The 15849-nt window shown below is 63.5% G+C and carries 13 protein-coding genes and 2 riboswitches; of the genes, 4 read left to right on the plus strand and 9 right to left on the minus strand.

Going from position 1 to position 15849, the window contains the following annotated elements:
* Positions 1-119: 119 nt before the first annotated feature.
* The 4 genes from gcvH to BP38_RS0110850 form a co-directional block, all read right to left on the minus strand.
* Positions 120-497 (minus strand): glycine cleavage system protein GcvH, encoded by a 378-nt coding sequence (gcvH, locus tag BP38_RS0110835; protein WP_026987740.1) that lies wholly within the window; start codon positions 495-497, stop codon positions 120-122.
* A gap of 37 nt (positions 498-534) precedes the next feature.
* The gene (gene gcvT / locus BP38_RS0110840) at positions 535-1647 is read right to left on the minus strand and encodes a glycine cleavage system aminomethyltransferase GcvT (RefSeq protein WP_026987741.1); all 1113 of its coding nucleotides are present in this window, start codon (positions 1645-1647) and stop codon (positions 535-537) included.
* A gap of 44 nt (positions 1648-1691) precedes the next feature.
* Positions 1692-1814: riboswitch (glycine riboswitch) on the minus strand.
* A gap of 1 nt (position 1815) precedes the next feature.
* Positions 1816-1912: riboswitch (glycine riboswitch) on the minus strand.
* A gap of 99 nt (positions 1913-2011) precedes the next feature.
* The gene (locus BP38_RS20250; RefSeq protein ID WP_051609251.1) at positions 2012-3694 is read right to left on the minus strand and encodes an FMN-binding glutamate synthase family protein; all 1683 of its coding nucleotides are present in this window, start codon (positions 3692-3694) and stop codon (positions 2012-2014) included.
* Positions 3695-3765: 71 nt separating this feature from the next.
* Entirely contained in the window at positions 3766-5496 is a 1731-nt protein-coding gene (locus tag BP38_RS0110850) for a thiamine pyrophosphate-dependent enzyme (protein ID WP_026987742.1), read from the minus strand.
* Between the two features lie 365 nt (positions 5497-5861).
* Between BP38_RS0110850 and BP38_RS20255 the strand changes: the two genes are divergently transcribed.
* The 3 genes from BP38_RS20255 to BP38_RS0110865 all read left to right on the plus strand — a co-directional run bounded on the left by BP38_RS20255 (position 5862) and on the right by BP38_RS0110865 (position 9163).
* Positions 5862-6416 carry a TRAP transporter small permease subunit gene (locus BP38_RS20255; RefSeq protein ID WP_051609252.1) on the plus strand — a complete coding sequence of 185 codons (555 nt, stop codon included), beginning with the start codon at positions 5862-5864 and terminating at the stop codon, positions 6414-6416.
* Between the two features lie 18 nt (positions 6417-6434).
* Positions 6435-7901, plus strand: coding sequence for a TRAP transporter large permease (locus BP38_RS20260; protein WP_035724800.1), 1467 nt, complete (start codon positions 6435-6437; stop codon positions 7899-7901).
* Positions 7902-7996: 95 nt separating this feature from the next.
* Entirely contained in the window at positions 7997-9163 is a 1167-nt protein-coding gene (locus BP38_RS0110865; protein WP_026987743.1) for a mandelate racemase/muconate lactonizing enzyme family protein, read from the plus strand.
* Between the two features lie 140 nt (positions 9164-9303).
* Here the strand turns inward: BP38_RS0110865 and BP38_RS0110870 are convergent, their stop codons facing one another.
* The 5 genes from BP38_RS0110870 to BP38_RS20270 form a co-directional block, all read right to left on the minus strand.
* Positions 9304-10425: a TRAP transporter substrate-binding protein gene (locus tag BP38_RS0110870; protein WP_026987744.1), complete on the minus strand. Its 1122-nt coding sequence runs from the start codon at positions 10423-10425 to the stop codon at positions 9304-9306.
* 168 nt (positions 10426-10593) lie between these two features.
* Complete coding sequence (locus BP38_RS0110875; RefSeq protein ID WP_026987745.1) at positions 10594-11703, minus strand: TRAP transporter substrate-binding protein; 1110 nt, start codon at positions 11701-11703, stop codon at positions 10594-10596.
* A gap of 137 nt (positions 11704-11840) precedes the next feature.
* Positions 11841-12356 (minus strand): arsenate reductase ArsC, encoded by a 516-nt coding sequence (locus tag BP38_RS0110880; RefSeq protein ID WP_026987746.1) that lies wholly within the window; start codon positions 12354-12356, stop codon positions 11841-11843.
* A complete protein-coding gene (locus BP38_RS20265; RefSeq protein WP_051609253.1) occupies positions 12349-12747 on the minus strand; it encodes an ArsR/SmtB family transcription factor in 399 nt (132 codons plus the stop codon). The genes BP38_RS0110880 and BP38_RS20265 overlap by 8 nt, the downstream gene beginning before the upstream one ends.
* A gap of 67 nt (positions 12748-12814) precedes the next feature.
* Positions 12815-14503: a multicopper oxidase family protein gene (locus BP38_RS20270; RefSeq protein ID WP_051609254.1), complete on the minus strand. Its 1689-nt coding sequence runs from the start codon at positions 14501-14503 to the stop codon at positions 12815-12817.
* Positions 14504-14586: 83 nt separating this feature from the next.
* Between BP38_RS20270 and BP38_RS0110895 the strand changes: the two genes are divergently transcribed.
* Positions 14587-15369 carry an LOG family protein gene (locus BP38_RS0110895; RefSeq protein ID WP_026987747.1) on the plus strand — a complete coding sequence of 261 codons (783 nt, stop codon included), beginning with the start codon at positions 14587-14589 and terminating at the stop codon, positions 15367-15369.
* The last annotated feature ends 480 nt before the right edge of the window (positions 15370-15849 follow it).

Below are 15849 nucleotides of genomic sequence, written 5' to 3' on the forward strand. Positions count from 1 at the left end.
CACGCGCGGGTGCGCCCGGCAGCCATTCTTCCAATAGGCAATCGCTGTGCCCCGCCCGAATGGTGGGGCTGCAGATCCGGGACCTGTCAATGGCGCGGGACCGAAGGGCCTCGCAGTGCTCAGTCCAGACCCTCGATGAACTTCTTGTAGGCGGCCTCGTCCATCAGCGCGTCCAGCTCGGAGCTGTCGGACAGCTTCAACTTGAAGAACCAGCCCTCGTTCTCCGGGTCTTCGTTGACCTTGCCAGGCTCTTCCTCAACGGCGCCATTCACTTCGGTCACCTCACCGGACACGGCGGCATAGACCTCGCTGGCGGCCTTCACGGATTCGACCACGGCGGCCTCGTCGCCCTTGGACAGGCTCTTGCCGACGTCCGGCAGCTCCACGAAGACCACGTCACCCAGTTGTTCCTGGGCATAGTTGGTGATGCCGATGGTGGCGTTGTCGCCATCGACCGCGATCCATTCGTGTTCGTCGCTGTAATATGTCTTGCTCATGATCTCGTCTCCCTGGGGGTTGCTCTGTTGTTTGAAGTCATCCGCGATAATAGCGGCGTTCGACGAAAGGCATCTTCGCCACTTTCATCGGACGCTCACGACCGCGCACCACGGCCTTGATCTCGGTGCCGGGCTCCGACAGTTCTCGCGGCAGGTAGCCCATGGCCACCGGTGCCTCGGCCGAAGGTCCGTAACTGCCGCTGGTCACCGTACCGACCACATCGCCGGCCGCGTTCACCAGCTCCGCACCCTCGCGTACCGGCGCGCGGCCCTCACCGATAAGGCCCACGCGGCGGCGTGGCGTCTTTTCGGCAATCTGCTTCAGAATGATGCTGTCGCCCGGAAAGCCGCCATCGGCCCGGCGGCTCTTGGCGATGGCCCAGGTCAGCGCCGCCTCGATGGGCGTCGTCGTCTCGTCGATATCGTGGCCATAGAGGCAGAGGCCCGCTTCCAGGCGCAGCGAATCGCGCGCACCCAGACCGATGGGCTTGACCCGTTGGTCGGCCAGAAGCTTGCGGGCGAAGGCCTCGGCCTGGTCGCCCGGGACAGAGATTTCGTAGCCGTCCTCACCGGTATAGCCCGAACGGCTGATGCGGCAGGGCACGCCGGCGATCTCCAGGTCGCGCATGGTCATGAAGCTCATGGTCGCCACCTCGGGCGCCAGTTCGGACAGCACGGCCGCCGCCTCCGGCCCCTGCAGGGCCAGCAGCGCCTTGTCGTTCTCCTCGACCACCTCGCAATCGGCCGGCAGGCCGGCCTTCAGATGCGCAATGTCCGACTGCTTGCAGGCGGCATTCAGCACCATGAAGACATGGTCGGAAAAGGGCGTGGCCATCAGGTCATCCAGGATTCCGCCCTTGTCGTTCAGCAGGAAGCTGTAATGCATGCGGCCCTCCTCGCTGTTCACGAGATCGGCCGGCAGGAGGGTTTCGACGGCGCGGCGGACATCGGGGCCCTTCACGCGGACCTGGCCCATGTGCGAAACATCGAACAGCCCCGCCGCAGAGCGGCAGTGCAGGTGTTCGGTCATGATTCCATCGGGGTATTGCACCGGCATGTCATAGCCGGCGAAGGGCACCATGCGCCCGCCCAGTTCAAGATGCAGGGCGTGAAGCGGTGTTCTGGCGAGGTCTTCCTTGGTATCCGTCACATCAGATCCTTCATGACAGTGAGCCCGGCCGCCGTACGGCGACATTGCCCCCTCTGTCCTCGGACCTGAGAGATTGGCCGGCACGACATCTTCGTGCGCGGCTTTCCCCATCGGTGTGAAACGTGACCGGGAACCCTGTCCGATCCCGTTTCAGCTTTCCAGAGGTGCCTGTTCCGTACGGTCCTGGATGCCTGAGAGTTTCCGGGGCGGTTGCTCCTTCGGCGCCGGGAAGCCGAAACTTCCCGATCTCTCCCATACGAAACGTATAGACACTTGCTGCTAGGGTAGCGCCAACATCAGTGCTGTCAATCCTTTGGCGGACTCAGGCGCAGCTGCCTTACCGGCAGAATGCGAAAACCGACTCTCAAGCCTGCCGCTGCAGGGCCTGCTGGCGGTGGGCATCGCCGATGTTGTGCCGCGCCGTGAAGCTGTCGGGGTCGGCGGCCTGCCAGGCTAGGGCATAGGGCGTGTCCTCGGGCGCCTCCACCAGCTGGTTGCGCCCGACGAAGGGATAGATCTCGTCGGCCATGCGCGCGGCCGTGGGGCTGATCCGATGGAACAGGTGGTGCGGCTCAAGGTCGTGAATACGCTTGACCCCTGCTGAGGCTGCGATCTGGACTGCGGCAGCAACGGTTTTCTGGTGAAAACGTACCACCTGCTGGGCCTTGTCCTCGACCACCAGGCCACGCTGGCGACCCGGGTCCTGGGTGGCCACCCCCGTGGGGCAGGTATCGGTGTGGCAGCGCATGGACTGGATGCAGCCAACCGAGAACATGAAGGCGCGTGCCGCATTGGTCCAGTCCGCGCCCAGGGCAATGGCCTGGGCAATGCCGGTGCCGGAATGCACCTTGCCGCTGGCCCCAAGGCGCACGCGATCCTTCAGGCCGGCGCCGATCAGGGCATTGCGCACGATGACCAGGCCGTCGTTCAGGGGCTGGCCCACATGATTGCTGAGCTCGACTGGGGCGGCGCCGGTGCCGCCCTCGGCTCCGTCTACCACGATGTAGTCCAGGTAAATGCCCGAGGCCAGCATCGCCTTGACCAGGGCGAAGACCTCGTGGGGATGCCCGACACAGAGCTTGACCCCTACGGGCTTGCCCCCCGAGAGCTCGCGCATGCGTGCAGCGAACTCCAGCAGTTCGCGCGGGGTCGAGAAGGCCGAATGCCCGGCCGGCGAAACGCAATCCACGCCTACCTGTACCTTGCGGGTCTCGGCAATCTCCTGCGTCACCTTGGGGCCTGGAAGCACACCGCCGTGCCCGGGCTTCGCGCCCTGGCTCAACTTGATCTCGACCATCCGCACCTGGTCCGAACTGGCCGCTTCCTGGAAATGGTTCGGCTCGAACCGCCCCTGGTCGTCCCGGCAGCCGAAGTAGCCCGAGCCGATCTCCCAGATCAGGTCGCCACCGCCCTTGCGGTGATAGGGGCTGATGGCGCCTTCGCCTGTGTCATGGGCGAAGTTGCCCAGACGTGCACCGGTATTGAGCGCCTCGATGGCGCGCGCCGACAGGGCGCCAAAACTCATGGCCGAGATGTTCAGGATGGATGCGTTGTAAGGCTTTGAACACTCGGACCCACCGATATCCACGCGCGGATCCTCGCTTTCCGGCTCGGCCGGTGCCATGGAATGGGTCAGCCAGCGGTATTCGCTGGAATAGACGTCCAGTTCCGTGCCGAAGGGATGATTGTCCGCTTCGTCGCGGGCCCGCTGATAGACCAGCTTGCGTTGCTCGCGGTTGAAGGGCCGCCCCTCGCGATTGCCCTCGACAATGTAGGTGCGCAGGTAGGGCCGCAGGCTCTGGAAGAAATAGCGCGCCCAGCCCGCGCCCGGATAGTTGCGCAGGATCGCGAATCCCTTCTGCCGCACGTCATGGGCCGCCAGGGCCAAGACAGCCAGGCAGGGCAGCAGGCCCCACAGCCACGCGGCCTCCCACAGACCGGCCAGCAGGAAAACGACAGCCAGGGCAGCGGCCAGGACCGGCACGATGGCCCGGCGGGCGCCGGGAAGCCCCCTGAAGGCGCTCAGGATGTTGTCCGAATCACGCATGTTTCCTGTTCCCGTCGTGTCTGTTCTACTGATTGACTTCTGGTTGACTGCTGCGCCGCTTCACGCAGGCCTCAAAGATCGCGCAGGTATTTCAGATTGGACCGCACCTGCTTCAGGACCTCGGCACCGCGTCCCTCCAGGACCATCTTGGCCTCGCTGAGCGCATAGCTTTCCAGCTGTTTCAGGCTGGTGTGCGGCGGCATGGCCACGGCATTGCGGTCGGTCTTCACGTCCAGGAGGACCGGCCCCTCCTGGGCCATGGCGTCCCTGACGGCCCCGTCCACCTGATCCGGGTCCTCGACGGTCACGCCCCGGATGCCGCAGGCCTCGGCCACTTTGGCAAAGTCGGGATTGTAGAGTTCCGTCTGGTAGTTCGGGATGCCGGCCAGTTGCATCTCGATCTCGACCATGCCCAGCGTGCCGTTGTTGAAGACCACCATCTTCACCGGCAACTGATATTGTCCAATGGTGGCCAGATCGCCCATCAGCATGGACAGGCCGCCATCACCGCAGAGGGCAACGGTCTGCCGACCATTGCCGGCCAGGGCCGCCCCGATGGCCTGGGGCATGGCACTGGCCATGGAGCCATGGGAGTAGGAGCCCATCAGGCTGCGCCGGCCCGTGCTGCGCAGATGTCGCGCCGCCCAGACGGTGGTCATACCGGTATCGGTGGTAAAGATCGCATCGGCATCGGCATGGGCGTCGATGCGCGCGGCCAGGTAATCCGGACCGATGGCACTGTGGGCGCCAGCCTCCTGTTCATGGCGGGCCAGACTCTCCAGGTCCTCTTGATAGACCTTGCGCCGGTCCTGCAGGAAGCTGTCATCACCACGATAGGCCACCCGCGGAACAAGCGCCTCCAGCGTGGCATGTACCTCGCCGACCAGGCCCATGTCCACATGGGTACGCCGCCCAAGGCGTCCGCCATGCGTCAGGACCTGAGCCACGCGTGCCTTGGTGTGCAGGAAATCCTTCCAGGGAAAGTCGGTGCCCAGCAACAGCAGCACATCGCACTGGGCAATGGCGTCGGCACAGGCCTTGCCGCCGATGAAGCCGGTCATGCCGATGCCGTGGGCGTTGTCATGCTCCAGGGCCATCTTGCCCTTCAGAGTCCAGCCCACCGGCGCCTGCAGTCGCTCGGCCAGGGCCGTCACCAGCGCATGGGCGCCCTCGCAGCCGACACCACCATAGATCATCGGCCGCTCGGCCCCCGACAGCAGCTCGGCCAGCGCATCCAGCTCGCGGTCGCCCGGACGCACCACGGTCTCCGGCCGGTAGGACGGCGAGACGATGGCCGAGTCCGGCAGCTTCTCGGGCAGGAGATCGCCGCCATAGCCGAAGACGCCCACGCCCTTGCGGGTCAGCGCGTTCTGGATCGCCTGCTGCAGCATGCGTGGCGCCTGCTCAGGCGTCTGGGCCAACTGGTTGTACCAGCTGCAGCCATCGAACATGCGCAGGTCGGTTTCCTGGAAGGATTCCATGCCATAGTCCGAGCGGCTGATCGTCGAGGGCAGAGCCACCACCGGCGCGCCCCAGCGATGGGCGTCATAGAGCCCGTTGATCAGGTGTACATGCCCGGGCCCGGAACTGCCGGCGCAACATCCCAGGCCGCCCAGAACGCCTTCGGCCATGGCGGCATAGGCGCCGGCTTCCTCGTGACGAACGTGAATCCACTCGATGCGGCCATCGCGCCGCAGGGCATCGTTCAGAAGGTTCAGGCTGTCACCGGTCACGCCATAGAGGCGCTTGACCCCGGCCTGCGCCAGCATGTCGATGATGGTCTCGGCAATCGTGCGTGTCATGAAGCCCCCTGGTGCCGCTTTGCGGCTGGTTCTTGTTCAGGGCAGCAAGCATCAGCCGATCCTGCCCCTGAAATTTCTTAACTTATTGAATCTCTATACAGTTTTCCTTTCACCTTCGCAACAAGAGGTGTCCGGGCCGGCAAGCCGGTGCCATGTCCGGTCAACGCCAGGGCTGTTGCTGCCTTCACTTGCGGCCTGGAATGCGATCACGGGGAGAACAGGCCCGGCAAAGCGGTTGCGCAGGAAATAGGCTTCCTGTAGCTTCGCGCCGCATTCGGGGCCGGGCCGGTCACGGCAATCACTGGCAGCAATACAGTGGATCCGCGACACATCAGTCGGCTCCTTTTCGGGAGGGCGCTAGAGCGATGGGTTTCCTGATAGGCCTGAGTCGTGCAATCGACAGCCTCAATGGCTTCATCGGTCGCTGCGTCTATTGGCTGATCCTGATCGTTGTACTGATTTCCGCCGGCAACGCCATCTCGCGCTATCTCTTCAGCCTCAGCTCCAACGCCTGGCTCGAGATCCAGTGGTATCTTTTCTCGGCCGTCTTCCTGCTGGGGGCCGGCTACACCCTGCTGCGGAATGAGCATGTCCGCATCGACGTGCTCTATGCGCGCCTGTCGCCGCGCCGCAAGGCCTGGATCGACATCATCGGCGGCCTGTTCTTCCTGCTGCCGGTTGCGATCTTCATCATGGTCCTGTCCTGGCCCATGTTCCACAACGCCTTCGTGCGCATGGAGATGTCCGGCAATACGGGCGGCCTGATCCGCTGGCCGGTGCTGCTGCTGATGCCGGTCGGCTTTTTCCTCTTGAGCCTCCAGGGTGTTTCCGAGGTCATCAAGCGCATCGCCTTCCTGGCCGGACGCGCCCCCTATCCGGGCGGCGGCCAGGCCCACAGCGATGTCATCCGAGACAGCTGACGGGACCGGGGTGCCATCATGATCGAACTGCTGCAAAGCTATCTGGCCCCGATCATGTTCGCGGGACTCGTGGTGTTCCTGCTGTCGGGTTATCCGCTGGCCTTCGCGCTGGCGATTACCGGGCTGATCTTCGCCTTCATCGGCATCGAGCTGGGCATGCTGACCACGGCCCTGCTGCAGGCCCTGCCCAACCGGATCTACGGGATCATGAGCAACGAGACCCTGCTCGCGATCCCCTTCTTCACCTTCATGGGCCTGATTCTCGAACGCAGCCGCATGGCCGAGGATCTGCTGCACACCATAGGCCAGCTGTTCGGCCCCCTGCGCGGCGGCCTGGCCTTTGCCGGTGTCTTTGTGGGCGCCATCCTGGCCGCCACCACCGGCGTCACGGCCGCCTCGGTGATCTCCATGGGACTCATCTCCCTGCCGATCATGCAGCGCTATGGCTATGACCAGAAGATCGCCACCGGCACGATCCTGGCCTCGGGCACGCTGGCCCAGATCATCCCGCCCAGCCTGGTCCTGATTGTCCTGTCCGACCAGTTGGGCCGTTCGGTGGGCGACATGTATCACGGGGCCCTGGTGCCCAGCCTGGGCCTGATCACGCTCTATACCCTCTATGTGCTGGTTATCGCGGTCTTCCGGCCCAAGGCTGTTCCGGCCCTGCCGCCCGAGGCCAGGACCCTGCGTGGCCTCCAGTTGGTCAAGCGCATCCTGATTTCGCTGGTGCCGCCGTTGGCGCTGATCTTCCTGGTTCTGGGCACCATCCTGATGGGCTTGGCCACGCCCACGGAAGCCGGCGCCATGGGCGCCGTGGGGGCCCTGGGGCTCGCCATCGTCAAGCGCCGGCTGACCCTGCCCATCCTGAAGCAGGCCATGGACGCCACGGCCAAGCTGACCTCCTTCGTGATCTTCATCCTGGTGGGCGCCAGCGTCTTCAGCCTGACCTTCTGGGGTGTGGACGGCGACCTCTGGGTCGAGCACCTGCTGACCAGCCTGCCCGGCGGACCGCTCGGCTTCCTGATTGCCGTCAACCTGCTGATCTTCGTGCTCGGCTTCTTCCTGGACTTCTTCGAGCTGGCCTTCATCATCGTGCCGCTGGTGGCGCCGGTGGCCGAAGTCCTAGGCATCGACCTGGTCTGGTTCGGCGTGCTGCTGGCCGTGAACCTTCAGACCTCGTTCCTGACGCCGCCCTTCGGCTTTGCGCTGTTCTACCTGCGCTCGGTCGCACCCAAGGAGGATTACACCGATTCCATCACCGGACGGCTGGTGAAGTACATTCCCACAGAGCGCATCTACCTTGGTGTGTTGCCCTTCCTGGCCCTGCAGCTGATCATGGTGGGCCTGATCATCACCTTCCCCGAACTGGTCACCGGTGTTGACCAGGGCGCGGCGGTGGATCCGGCCGACGTGGACATCGACATACCCGCCGGCGACATGGGCCTGGACGGCGGCGACGAGCCGCCCCCCATCACCTTCGATTGACGACTTCAACACAAAGACGCAAAAATCCTGAGGGCATACATCCTGCGCAACGTCCTAAACACGAGAGCATTCAACCAGCCCCGGACCAAACCGTCATGAAAATCACCGACGTTCAGGAGCGCCGCGTCTCCATCGCCTCCGACATTGAGAACGCCTATATCAGTTTCGCTGGCATGGATGTCTCCATCCTGGCCATCACCACCGACACTCTCGTCGACGGAAAGCCTGTCGTGGGCTATGGCTTCAATTCCAATGGCCGCTACGCGCCCAGCGGTCTTTTGCGGCACCGCTTCCTGCCGCGGTTACTGGAAGCGGATCCGGCGAATCTGGTCGACAAGACAGGCCGAAACCTTGATCCCTTCCGCATCTGGCAGACGCTCATGCGCAACGAAAAGCCCGGCGGACACGGGGAGCGATCGGTCGCTGTTGGCGTAATCGATATGGCCATCTGGGACATCGTGGCAAAAGTCGAGGGAAAGCCACTCGCCACACTTCTCGCCGAACGCTTCGGCGATGGCGCAGCCGATGAAAGCGTCCCTGTCTATGCCGCGGGCGGATACTACTATCCCAATTCTGATCTCAGTGCATTGCAGGCCGAAATGCGCAGCTACCTGGATGCAGGCTATACCGAGACAAAGATGAAAATCGGTGGCCTGCCACTGGACGAGGATCTGCGCCGGGTCGAGGCCGCACTGGAGGTCGTCGGCAGCGGCGACCGCCTGGCGGTGGATGCCAATGGCCGCTTCGACCTCGAGACCGGACTGGCATTCGCACAGGGTCTGTCCCCCTATGGCCTGCGCTGGTATGAGGAAGCGGGCGATCCACTCGACTACGATCTTCAGCGCGTTCTGGCTGAAAACTATGCAGAGCCGATGGCTACAGGTGAAAATCTCTTTTCCCATCAGGACGTCCGCAATCTTCTACGCTACGGTGGAATCCGCGCTGATCGTGATATCCTCCAGATGGATCCGGTGCTCTCCTATGGCCTCGTCGAGTATATGCGCATGCTCGACGAGCTTCGCCTGCGTGGCTTCTCGCCGCGTGTGTGTATTCCACATGGCGGGCATCAGTTCGCCCTGAACATCGCTGCTGGCCTGAAGCTCGGTGGCAACGAATCCTATCCTCGCGTGTTCGCGCCTTTTGGCGGGTTTGCCGATTCAACACCTGTCGAGAACGGACGGGTCCGCACCTCCGATCTTCCTGGTATCGGGTTCGAGGACAAAGCAGACCTGATGGAGCTTTTCCGTAAGGAGTTGTCCTGAAGAGGGACAAACAGCAGCCATCGCCTATGGAGCAGGAGGGCGATGAACCGCCATCCATCACCTTTGAATGATACCTGCGAAAAAGAAAGCCCCGCCGAAGCGGGGCTTTCCAAGATTATCAAGGACAGGCAAGCCCGGCCTTAATTGCCCTCCTCTTCCTGCTCCAGGCGCGCCTGGGCGGTGAAGGCGAAGTTATCGTAGCTGTTCTCCGCCACACGGAACCAGAGGTACTGTTCGTCGCGGAACTTGCGCCACTCCTCGTAGATGGCCCGGAACTTGTCGTTGGTTTCCACCTGTTCTTCATAGAGTTCCTGGGTCGCCTTGTAGCAGGCCATCAGGATATCGCGATTGAAGCTGCGCAGCTGCGTCCCCTTTGAGACCAGACGGCGCAGGGCCGGCGGATTCTCCGCGTCATAACGCGCCGTCATGCGGATGTTCGCCTCGGACGCAGCGGCCTGGACGATGGCCTGGTATTCGGGTGTCAGCTCGTTCCAGGCATCCTTGTTGATGTAGAGAGTCAGCTGCGGTCCGGCTTCCCACCAGCCGGGGTAGTAGTAGTACTCGGCCACCTCGTTGAAGCCCAGCTTCTCGTCATCGTAGGGCCCGACCCATTCCGTGGCGTCGATCGTGCCGCGCTCCAGAGCCGGATAGACGTCCGCGCCCGGAAGCTGCTGCGGCACCAGGCCGAGTCTCTCGAGAACCGCGCCGGCAAATCCGCTGATGCGCATCTTCAGGCCGTCGATGTCCTCGACCGAATTGATCTCGTTGCGGAACCAGCCGCCCATCTGGGCGCCGGTGTTGCCCATAGGGAAGTTGATGATGTTGTAGTCATCGAACAGCACCTCGCGCACCAGCTCGATGCCGCCACCCTCGTACATCCAGGCGTTCTGCTGACGCGTCGTCAGCCCGAAGGGGGCCGCACAGTCAAAGCCGAAGGCCAGGTTCTTGCCGACGTAATAGTAACTGGCCGAGTGACCGCACTCGACGGTGCCCTCGCTGGTCGCATCCAGGACCTCGAAAGGCGGGACGAGTTCGCCGCCGGCAAAGACACGGATGTCGAAGTTGCCATTGGTGGCGTCGGAAACGCGCTGGGCCATCATCTCGGCCGTGCCGTAGATGGTATCCAGCGCCTGCGGAAAGCTGGAGGCCAGGCGCCAACGCACCTGGGGCTGGCTCTGGGCGATGGCCGGGGCGGCAAAGCTGGTGGCCGCGGCGGCACCTGCACCGACACTGGCCGAAGTCAGAAACTTGCGTCGATTCATGAATTCTCCTCCCTGTGTGGACTGGGCAGCTCCGGCCAGGCGCCGGCCACCCTTGCGGGCATGATACACAAAGCGCCTGTTCAGGATAGGAAAAATGCACCCTTCCCAACAGGCAACGGCCCCGCCGGAACGGGGCCGTGCAAGCCGGTCAGCCTGGACGGACCGCAGTCACTCCTCTTCCTGCTCCAGGCGCGCCTGGGCGGTGAAGGCGAAGTTGTCGAAGCTGCTCTCGGCCACGCGGAACCAGAGGTACTGCTCGTCGCGGAACTTGCGCCAGTCCTCATAGATGGCGCGGAACTTGTCGTTGGTTTCCATCTGTTCCGCATAGAGCTCCTCGGTGGCCTTGTAGCAGGCCATCAGGATCCCGCGATTGAAGCTGCGCAGCTGCGTGCCCTTGGAGACCAGACGGCGCAGGGCCGGTGGATTCTCCGCATCATAGCGTGCGGTAATCCGCACATTGGCCTCGGCCGCAGCCGCCTTGAGGATGGACTGGTATTCGGGGGTCAGCTCGTTCCAGGCGTCCTTGTTGATATAGAGGGTTGTCTGCGGTCCGGCCTCCCACCAGCCGGGGTAGTAGTAGTACTCGGCCACTTCGTACAGCCCGACGCTCTCGTCGTCATAGGGGCCGACCAGTTCCGAGGCATCGATCGTGCCGCGCTCCAGGGCCGGATAGATGTCGCCGCCGGGAATCTGCTGCGGCACCACACCCAACTTTTCCAGGACAGCGCCGGCGAAGCCGCTGATGCGCATCTTCAGCCCCTTCATATCCTCCAGCGAGTTCACCTCGTGGCGGAACCAGCCGCCCATCTGGGCGCCGGTGTTGCCAAGCGGCAGGTTGATGATGTTGTAGTCATCGAACAGCACCTCACGCACCAGTTCGATGCCCCCGCCCTCGTACATCCAGGCGTTCTGCTGCCGCGTCGTCAGGCCGAAGGGGGCCGCACAGTCGAAACCGAAGGCCAGGTTCTTGCCGACATAGTAGTAACTGGCCGAGTGGCCGCACTCGACGGTGTCGTTGCTGACGGCATCCAGCACCTCGAAGGCCGGGACCAGTTCCCCGGCGGCAAAGACCCGGATGTCGAAATTGCCGTCGGTGGCCTCCGAGACACGCTGCGCCATCTGCTCCGCACCCTGATAGAGAATCTTCAGGCTCTGCGGAAAGCTGGAAGCCATGCGCCAGCGCACCTGTGGCTTGCTTTGTGCGATGGCCGGGGCTGCGAGGGTCGTGCTGGCCGCAGCCCCCAGGCCAGCGGATGTCAGGAACTTGCGTCGGTTCATGGGTCCTCCCCCTCTGTCGTGATGTCCAGCCTGACGTCGCTCCGGCCCAAGGGAGCACCAGTCAGGCGGGCGGCATCATACAGATTTGCCCGCGCAAGTGAATAGGCCTCTCCCTCCGAATAGGGACTGGACAGTTTTCAGGAAAGCGCCGTCTCGTCCGTCTGCTGGCCTATTTCCTTCAGACGGTTCTGCAGGCTCATGCGGTCCAGGCTGTCCAGCGGCAGGCTGGTGAACAGCCGGATCCGGTTCGACAGCATGCGGACCACCTCCTGCACCGCAAGACGGGCCTGCTCTTCGTCCCCGGCCTTGGCCACGGGATCCGGCATGCCCCAGTGTGCCGTGATGGGCTGGCCCGGCCAGACCGGGCAGACCTCGTTGGCGGCGGAATCGCAGACCGTGAAGACGAAATTCATGTGCGGCGCATCCGGAGTGGCGAACTCGTCCCAGCTCTTGGAGCGCAGCTGTCCGGTCTCCAGGCCCTGGCTCTCCAGGAAGTCCAGAACCGGCGGGAAAATCCGGCCCGAGGGATGACTGCCGGCGCTGTAACCGCGAAAGCGCCCGCCACCCAGGTGGTTCACGAGGCATTCGCCCAGGACGCTGCGTGCCGAGTTCCCGGTACAGAGGAAGAGAACGTTGTAGCGGGGTTCAGTCATGAGTCTTTTGCTTTTCCGGTTGGCCGCCTAAGCTGTCCGGCGGCAGGTGGGGCGGGCTGCAGGCGGCTTGTCCGGCCGTCGACAGCAGCGGTTCGCAGATCTCCGGCCGCCCCTGGCAGCAGTCACGCAGCAGGAAGCTCATCAACCCCTGCATGCCCGAGAAGTTCACGGAATAGATGATCGAGCGCCCCACGCGGCGCGCCCGGACAAGGCCGCTGTGGGTCAGGATCTTCAGGTGACTGGACAGAGTGTTCGGGGCAATCGACAGTTCCGCCGCCAATTCGCCTGCGGGCAGGCCGTCCGGTCCGGCCGACATGAGCCGGCGGAAGACCTCCAGGCGATGTGTCTGGGCCAGTGCGGACAGGGAAGCGACGGCGTCTTCTGTTTCCATAATTCGAGAATTATCGAAATATTTATTCCGCCGCAAGGTTCTTTTGCCTCGCCGAGGACAATTCAGGTCAGTTTGCGGTCTGTGCGTTGTCGGAGGCTTCGGCCGGCAGCACCTCGATGGGCCGCATCATGTCGTTGTCCTCGTGATCCAGCAGGTGGCAGTGGATCACGTATCGGCCCGGAAAACCGTACCAGCGCACGGCCAGCCGCGTGACATAGCCGAAGGGCGCCAGCGCCACGTCCTTGGGCCCCGTCTCCTGCGGGGCGGGCGCCTCGGCCTGGGATGGGATCAGGTAGCTGTCCAGATCCTTCAACTGGCCGGCATCGCGGTCCCGGATGTACGCCTCGACGCCACCCTCCCGGAAGGGCACCCGCTCGATGATGCGGAAGCTGATCAGGTGGATGTGGAAGGGGTGCGCCTCGTCGGTCAGGTTGACGATGTTCCAGACCTCGGAGTCCCCCAGGCGCGGCCGGATCTCCACCGGCGCGTCGAAGTGCCGGTCGTTGATCAGGAACAGGAAATCCTCGTGCTCGTCCAGGGTGACAGCGCGTTCCACCGTCTTCTCGGCCAGGATGCGCTCCAGTTCCCTGTCTTCGGCGACGGGATGCTGGGGAATGGCGCTTTCATCCGGGCTGTCGGCCGTCTCGGCCACCCGGAACTGCATCAAGTGGGGCAGCTCCACGTCCCCCATGCGCTGCTGGCCATCGCGCTGCGGCCCGAAGCAGGAAGTGGTGTTCTCCAGGACGATCTCCGCGCCGGCCATGTCCGAGAAATCGACGATGATGTCCGCGCGCTCGGCCGGGGCCAGCAGCAGTTCATCCGTTTCCACCGTGCGCGTCAGCAGGCCGTCATCCCCGCCGATCACGGAAAAGCTGGCGCCGTTCGACAGCGCCAGGCGCTTGATGCGGAAGTTGCTGCCGTTGAGCACGCGGAAGCGATAGCGCCGCGGCTCGACCTCCAGATAGGGGAAGACGGCGCCGTTCACGACCCCGAAGTTGCGGCAAACACCGGGATAGACCAGCGTCCCGTCCTCGGCGAAATTGCGATCCTGCAGCACCAGCGGAATCTCGTACGCTCCGGAGGGCAGGTTCAGCGCCGCCTCTTTCTCGGGATTGCGCAGCAGGTAGAAGCCGGCCAAACCGGCATAGACATTCAGGCGCGTGTTGCCCATGGCATGGTCGTGATACCACAGCATGGCGCCGTCGCCCTGGGCGTCGCCGTTCGTATAGTGATAGAGCACCTCCTCGCCGGGGTCCTGGGTCCAGGTGGGATAGCCATCCGAGCGGCTTTTGGTGATGCCGCCGTGCAGGTGGGTGACCGTCCGGATCCTGTCATCCGGCACATGATGGCTGAGGTTGACCGGCAGCCAGTCCGGATAGTGCTCCGGCAGCGCGTTGCGCCATCGTACATGGACAGGCTGATCATGCTGAACGTTGAAGGTGGGGCCGGGCCAGATGCCGTTGTAGGTGAAAACCGGCGTGGGCGGCAGGTCGCGATGCAGCTTCTGCTCCACCTGACGAAGGGTCACCTCGTACAGCGGCGCCCCCTCGTGCTCGCCCACCGGTTCGGCGCGAGGCGGGATGGGCAGTGGATCGACGAAGGGGGTCAGGGCATCCTGTTCAAGGACCGTCCTGTTGTCCGAAGAGTCGGCATGGGCGCCATGGCCGCTGTCCTGATCCGCCGCGTCTGCGCCCCCGTGCAAAGGGGCCAGCATGACACCCAGCCCCAGGACCAGGCAGACCCACAGACTTCGCATCGGAACATCCCCCTTCCTGCCCTTCAGCACACTGCGACAGCCGGCCACTTGCCAGCAGGCCGCGCAAAGAGTAAACGCGCCTTATGGAAAGCGAAAAGAAAATCCGCAAGGCTTACGAGAACAGCGACTTCCTGCGCAGCCGCGAAGGACGCTCTCTGCGCATACTCTCGGAGTTCGCGGAACCGCAGGCCCGCTTCGAAAGGCTGGGCCTGCGCGACACCATCGTCATGTTCGGCTCGGCCCGCGTGCCCAGCGCCGAGGAGGCCCAGTCCGAGAGCTGCGACAAGTCCGAGGACCTGAAGGCCATGTCGCGCTATTACGAGGCCGCGCGGGAGCTCTCGCGCCGGCTGAGCGAATGGTCCATGGGGCTGGAGGACGATCCCGGGCGCTATGTGATCTGCACCGGCGGCGGCCCCGGCATCATGGAGGCTGCCAACCGCGGCGCCCGCGAGGCCGGCGCGCGCACCGCCGGCCTGACCATCTCCCTGCCCAGGGAGGAGTTCGAGAACCACTACGTCAGCGAGGAGCTGGCCTTCGAGTTCCACTACTTCTTCATGCGCAAGTTCTGGTTCACCTACCTGGCCAAGGCGGTCATCGCCATGCCCGGCGGCTTCGGCACCCTGGACGAGCTCTTCGAGCTTCTGACCCTGGTGCAGACCAACAAGATGAAGAAGCAGATTCCCATCGTTCTGTTCGGCAACGAATTCTGGGACGAGGTTTTCAACCTGGAGACCATGGTGCGCCACGGCACCATCAACAAGGAAGACCTGGACCTCTTCTACCGCACCGATTCCGTGGACGCCGCCTATGACTACATCACCGACCACCTGATCAACGGCCCGCCGGAAACGGGGGCTGTGCTATAAAGGGGCTTTAAAGCCAACACCTTGTCCGCAAATGGCGCAGTCTGGATAAAAAGACCGGCCTTTCGGCAAGAGGAGAGAACTGAATTATTCGATCCGAATGCGGCTCTGATCAATTCACTCGCATTATACAACTTTCCCAGGCCCGAGCTTGAGACTGGGAAGGCTGGAAGCAGCCACAGCGTGTATGGAACGCCTATACCGGCTGCTTCATTCAGGTCAGGACGAGCTCTCATCACGTGAGCCCTACTACCCCTGAACGCTAAGTTTCTCGAAGACTAGTCCAGCACCTCAATTTACAGCCGCATCAAGTAATCTGCGCTGAACTAAAGGCTCGTCCATATCCCCCCGCCTCTTGAATCATTCATCCCATTTGGACGAAGTGCTGCCGTCTTTAGCTCCAGCCGATGCAAGGTCAGCACTCAACCACACTATGAGCCAGCTCACCCTGGCACCATGTCGTAGGGGGAGGCTGATATCCCA

The organism is Fodinicurvata fenggangensis DSM 21160, assembly GCF_000686045.1.
In the GTDB taxonomy this organism is placed as follows: domain Bacteria; phylum Pseudomonadota; class Alphaproteobacteria; order Kiloniellales; family DSM-21159; genus Fodinicurvata; species Fodinicurvata fenggangensis.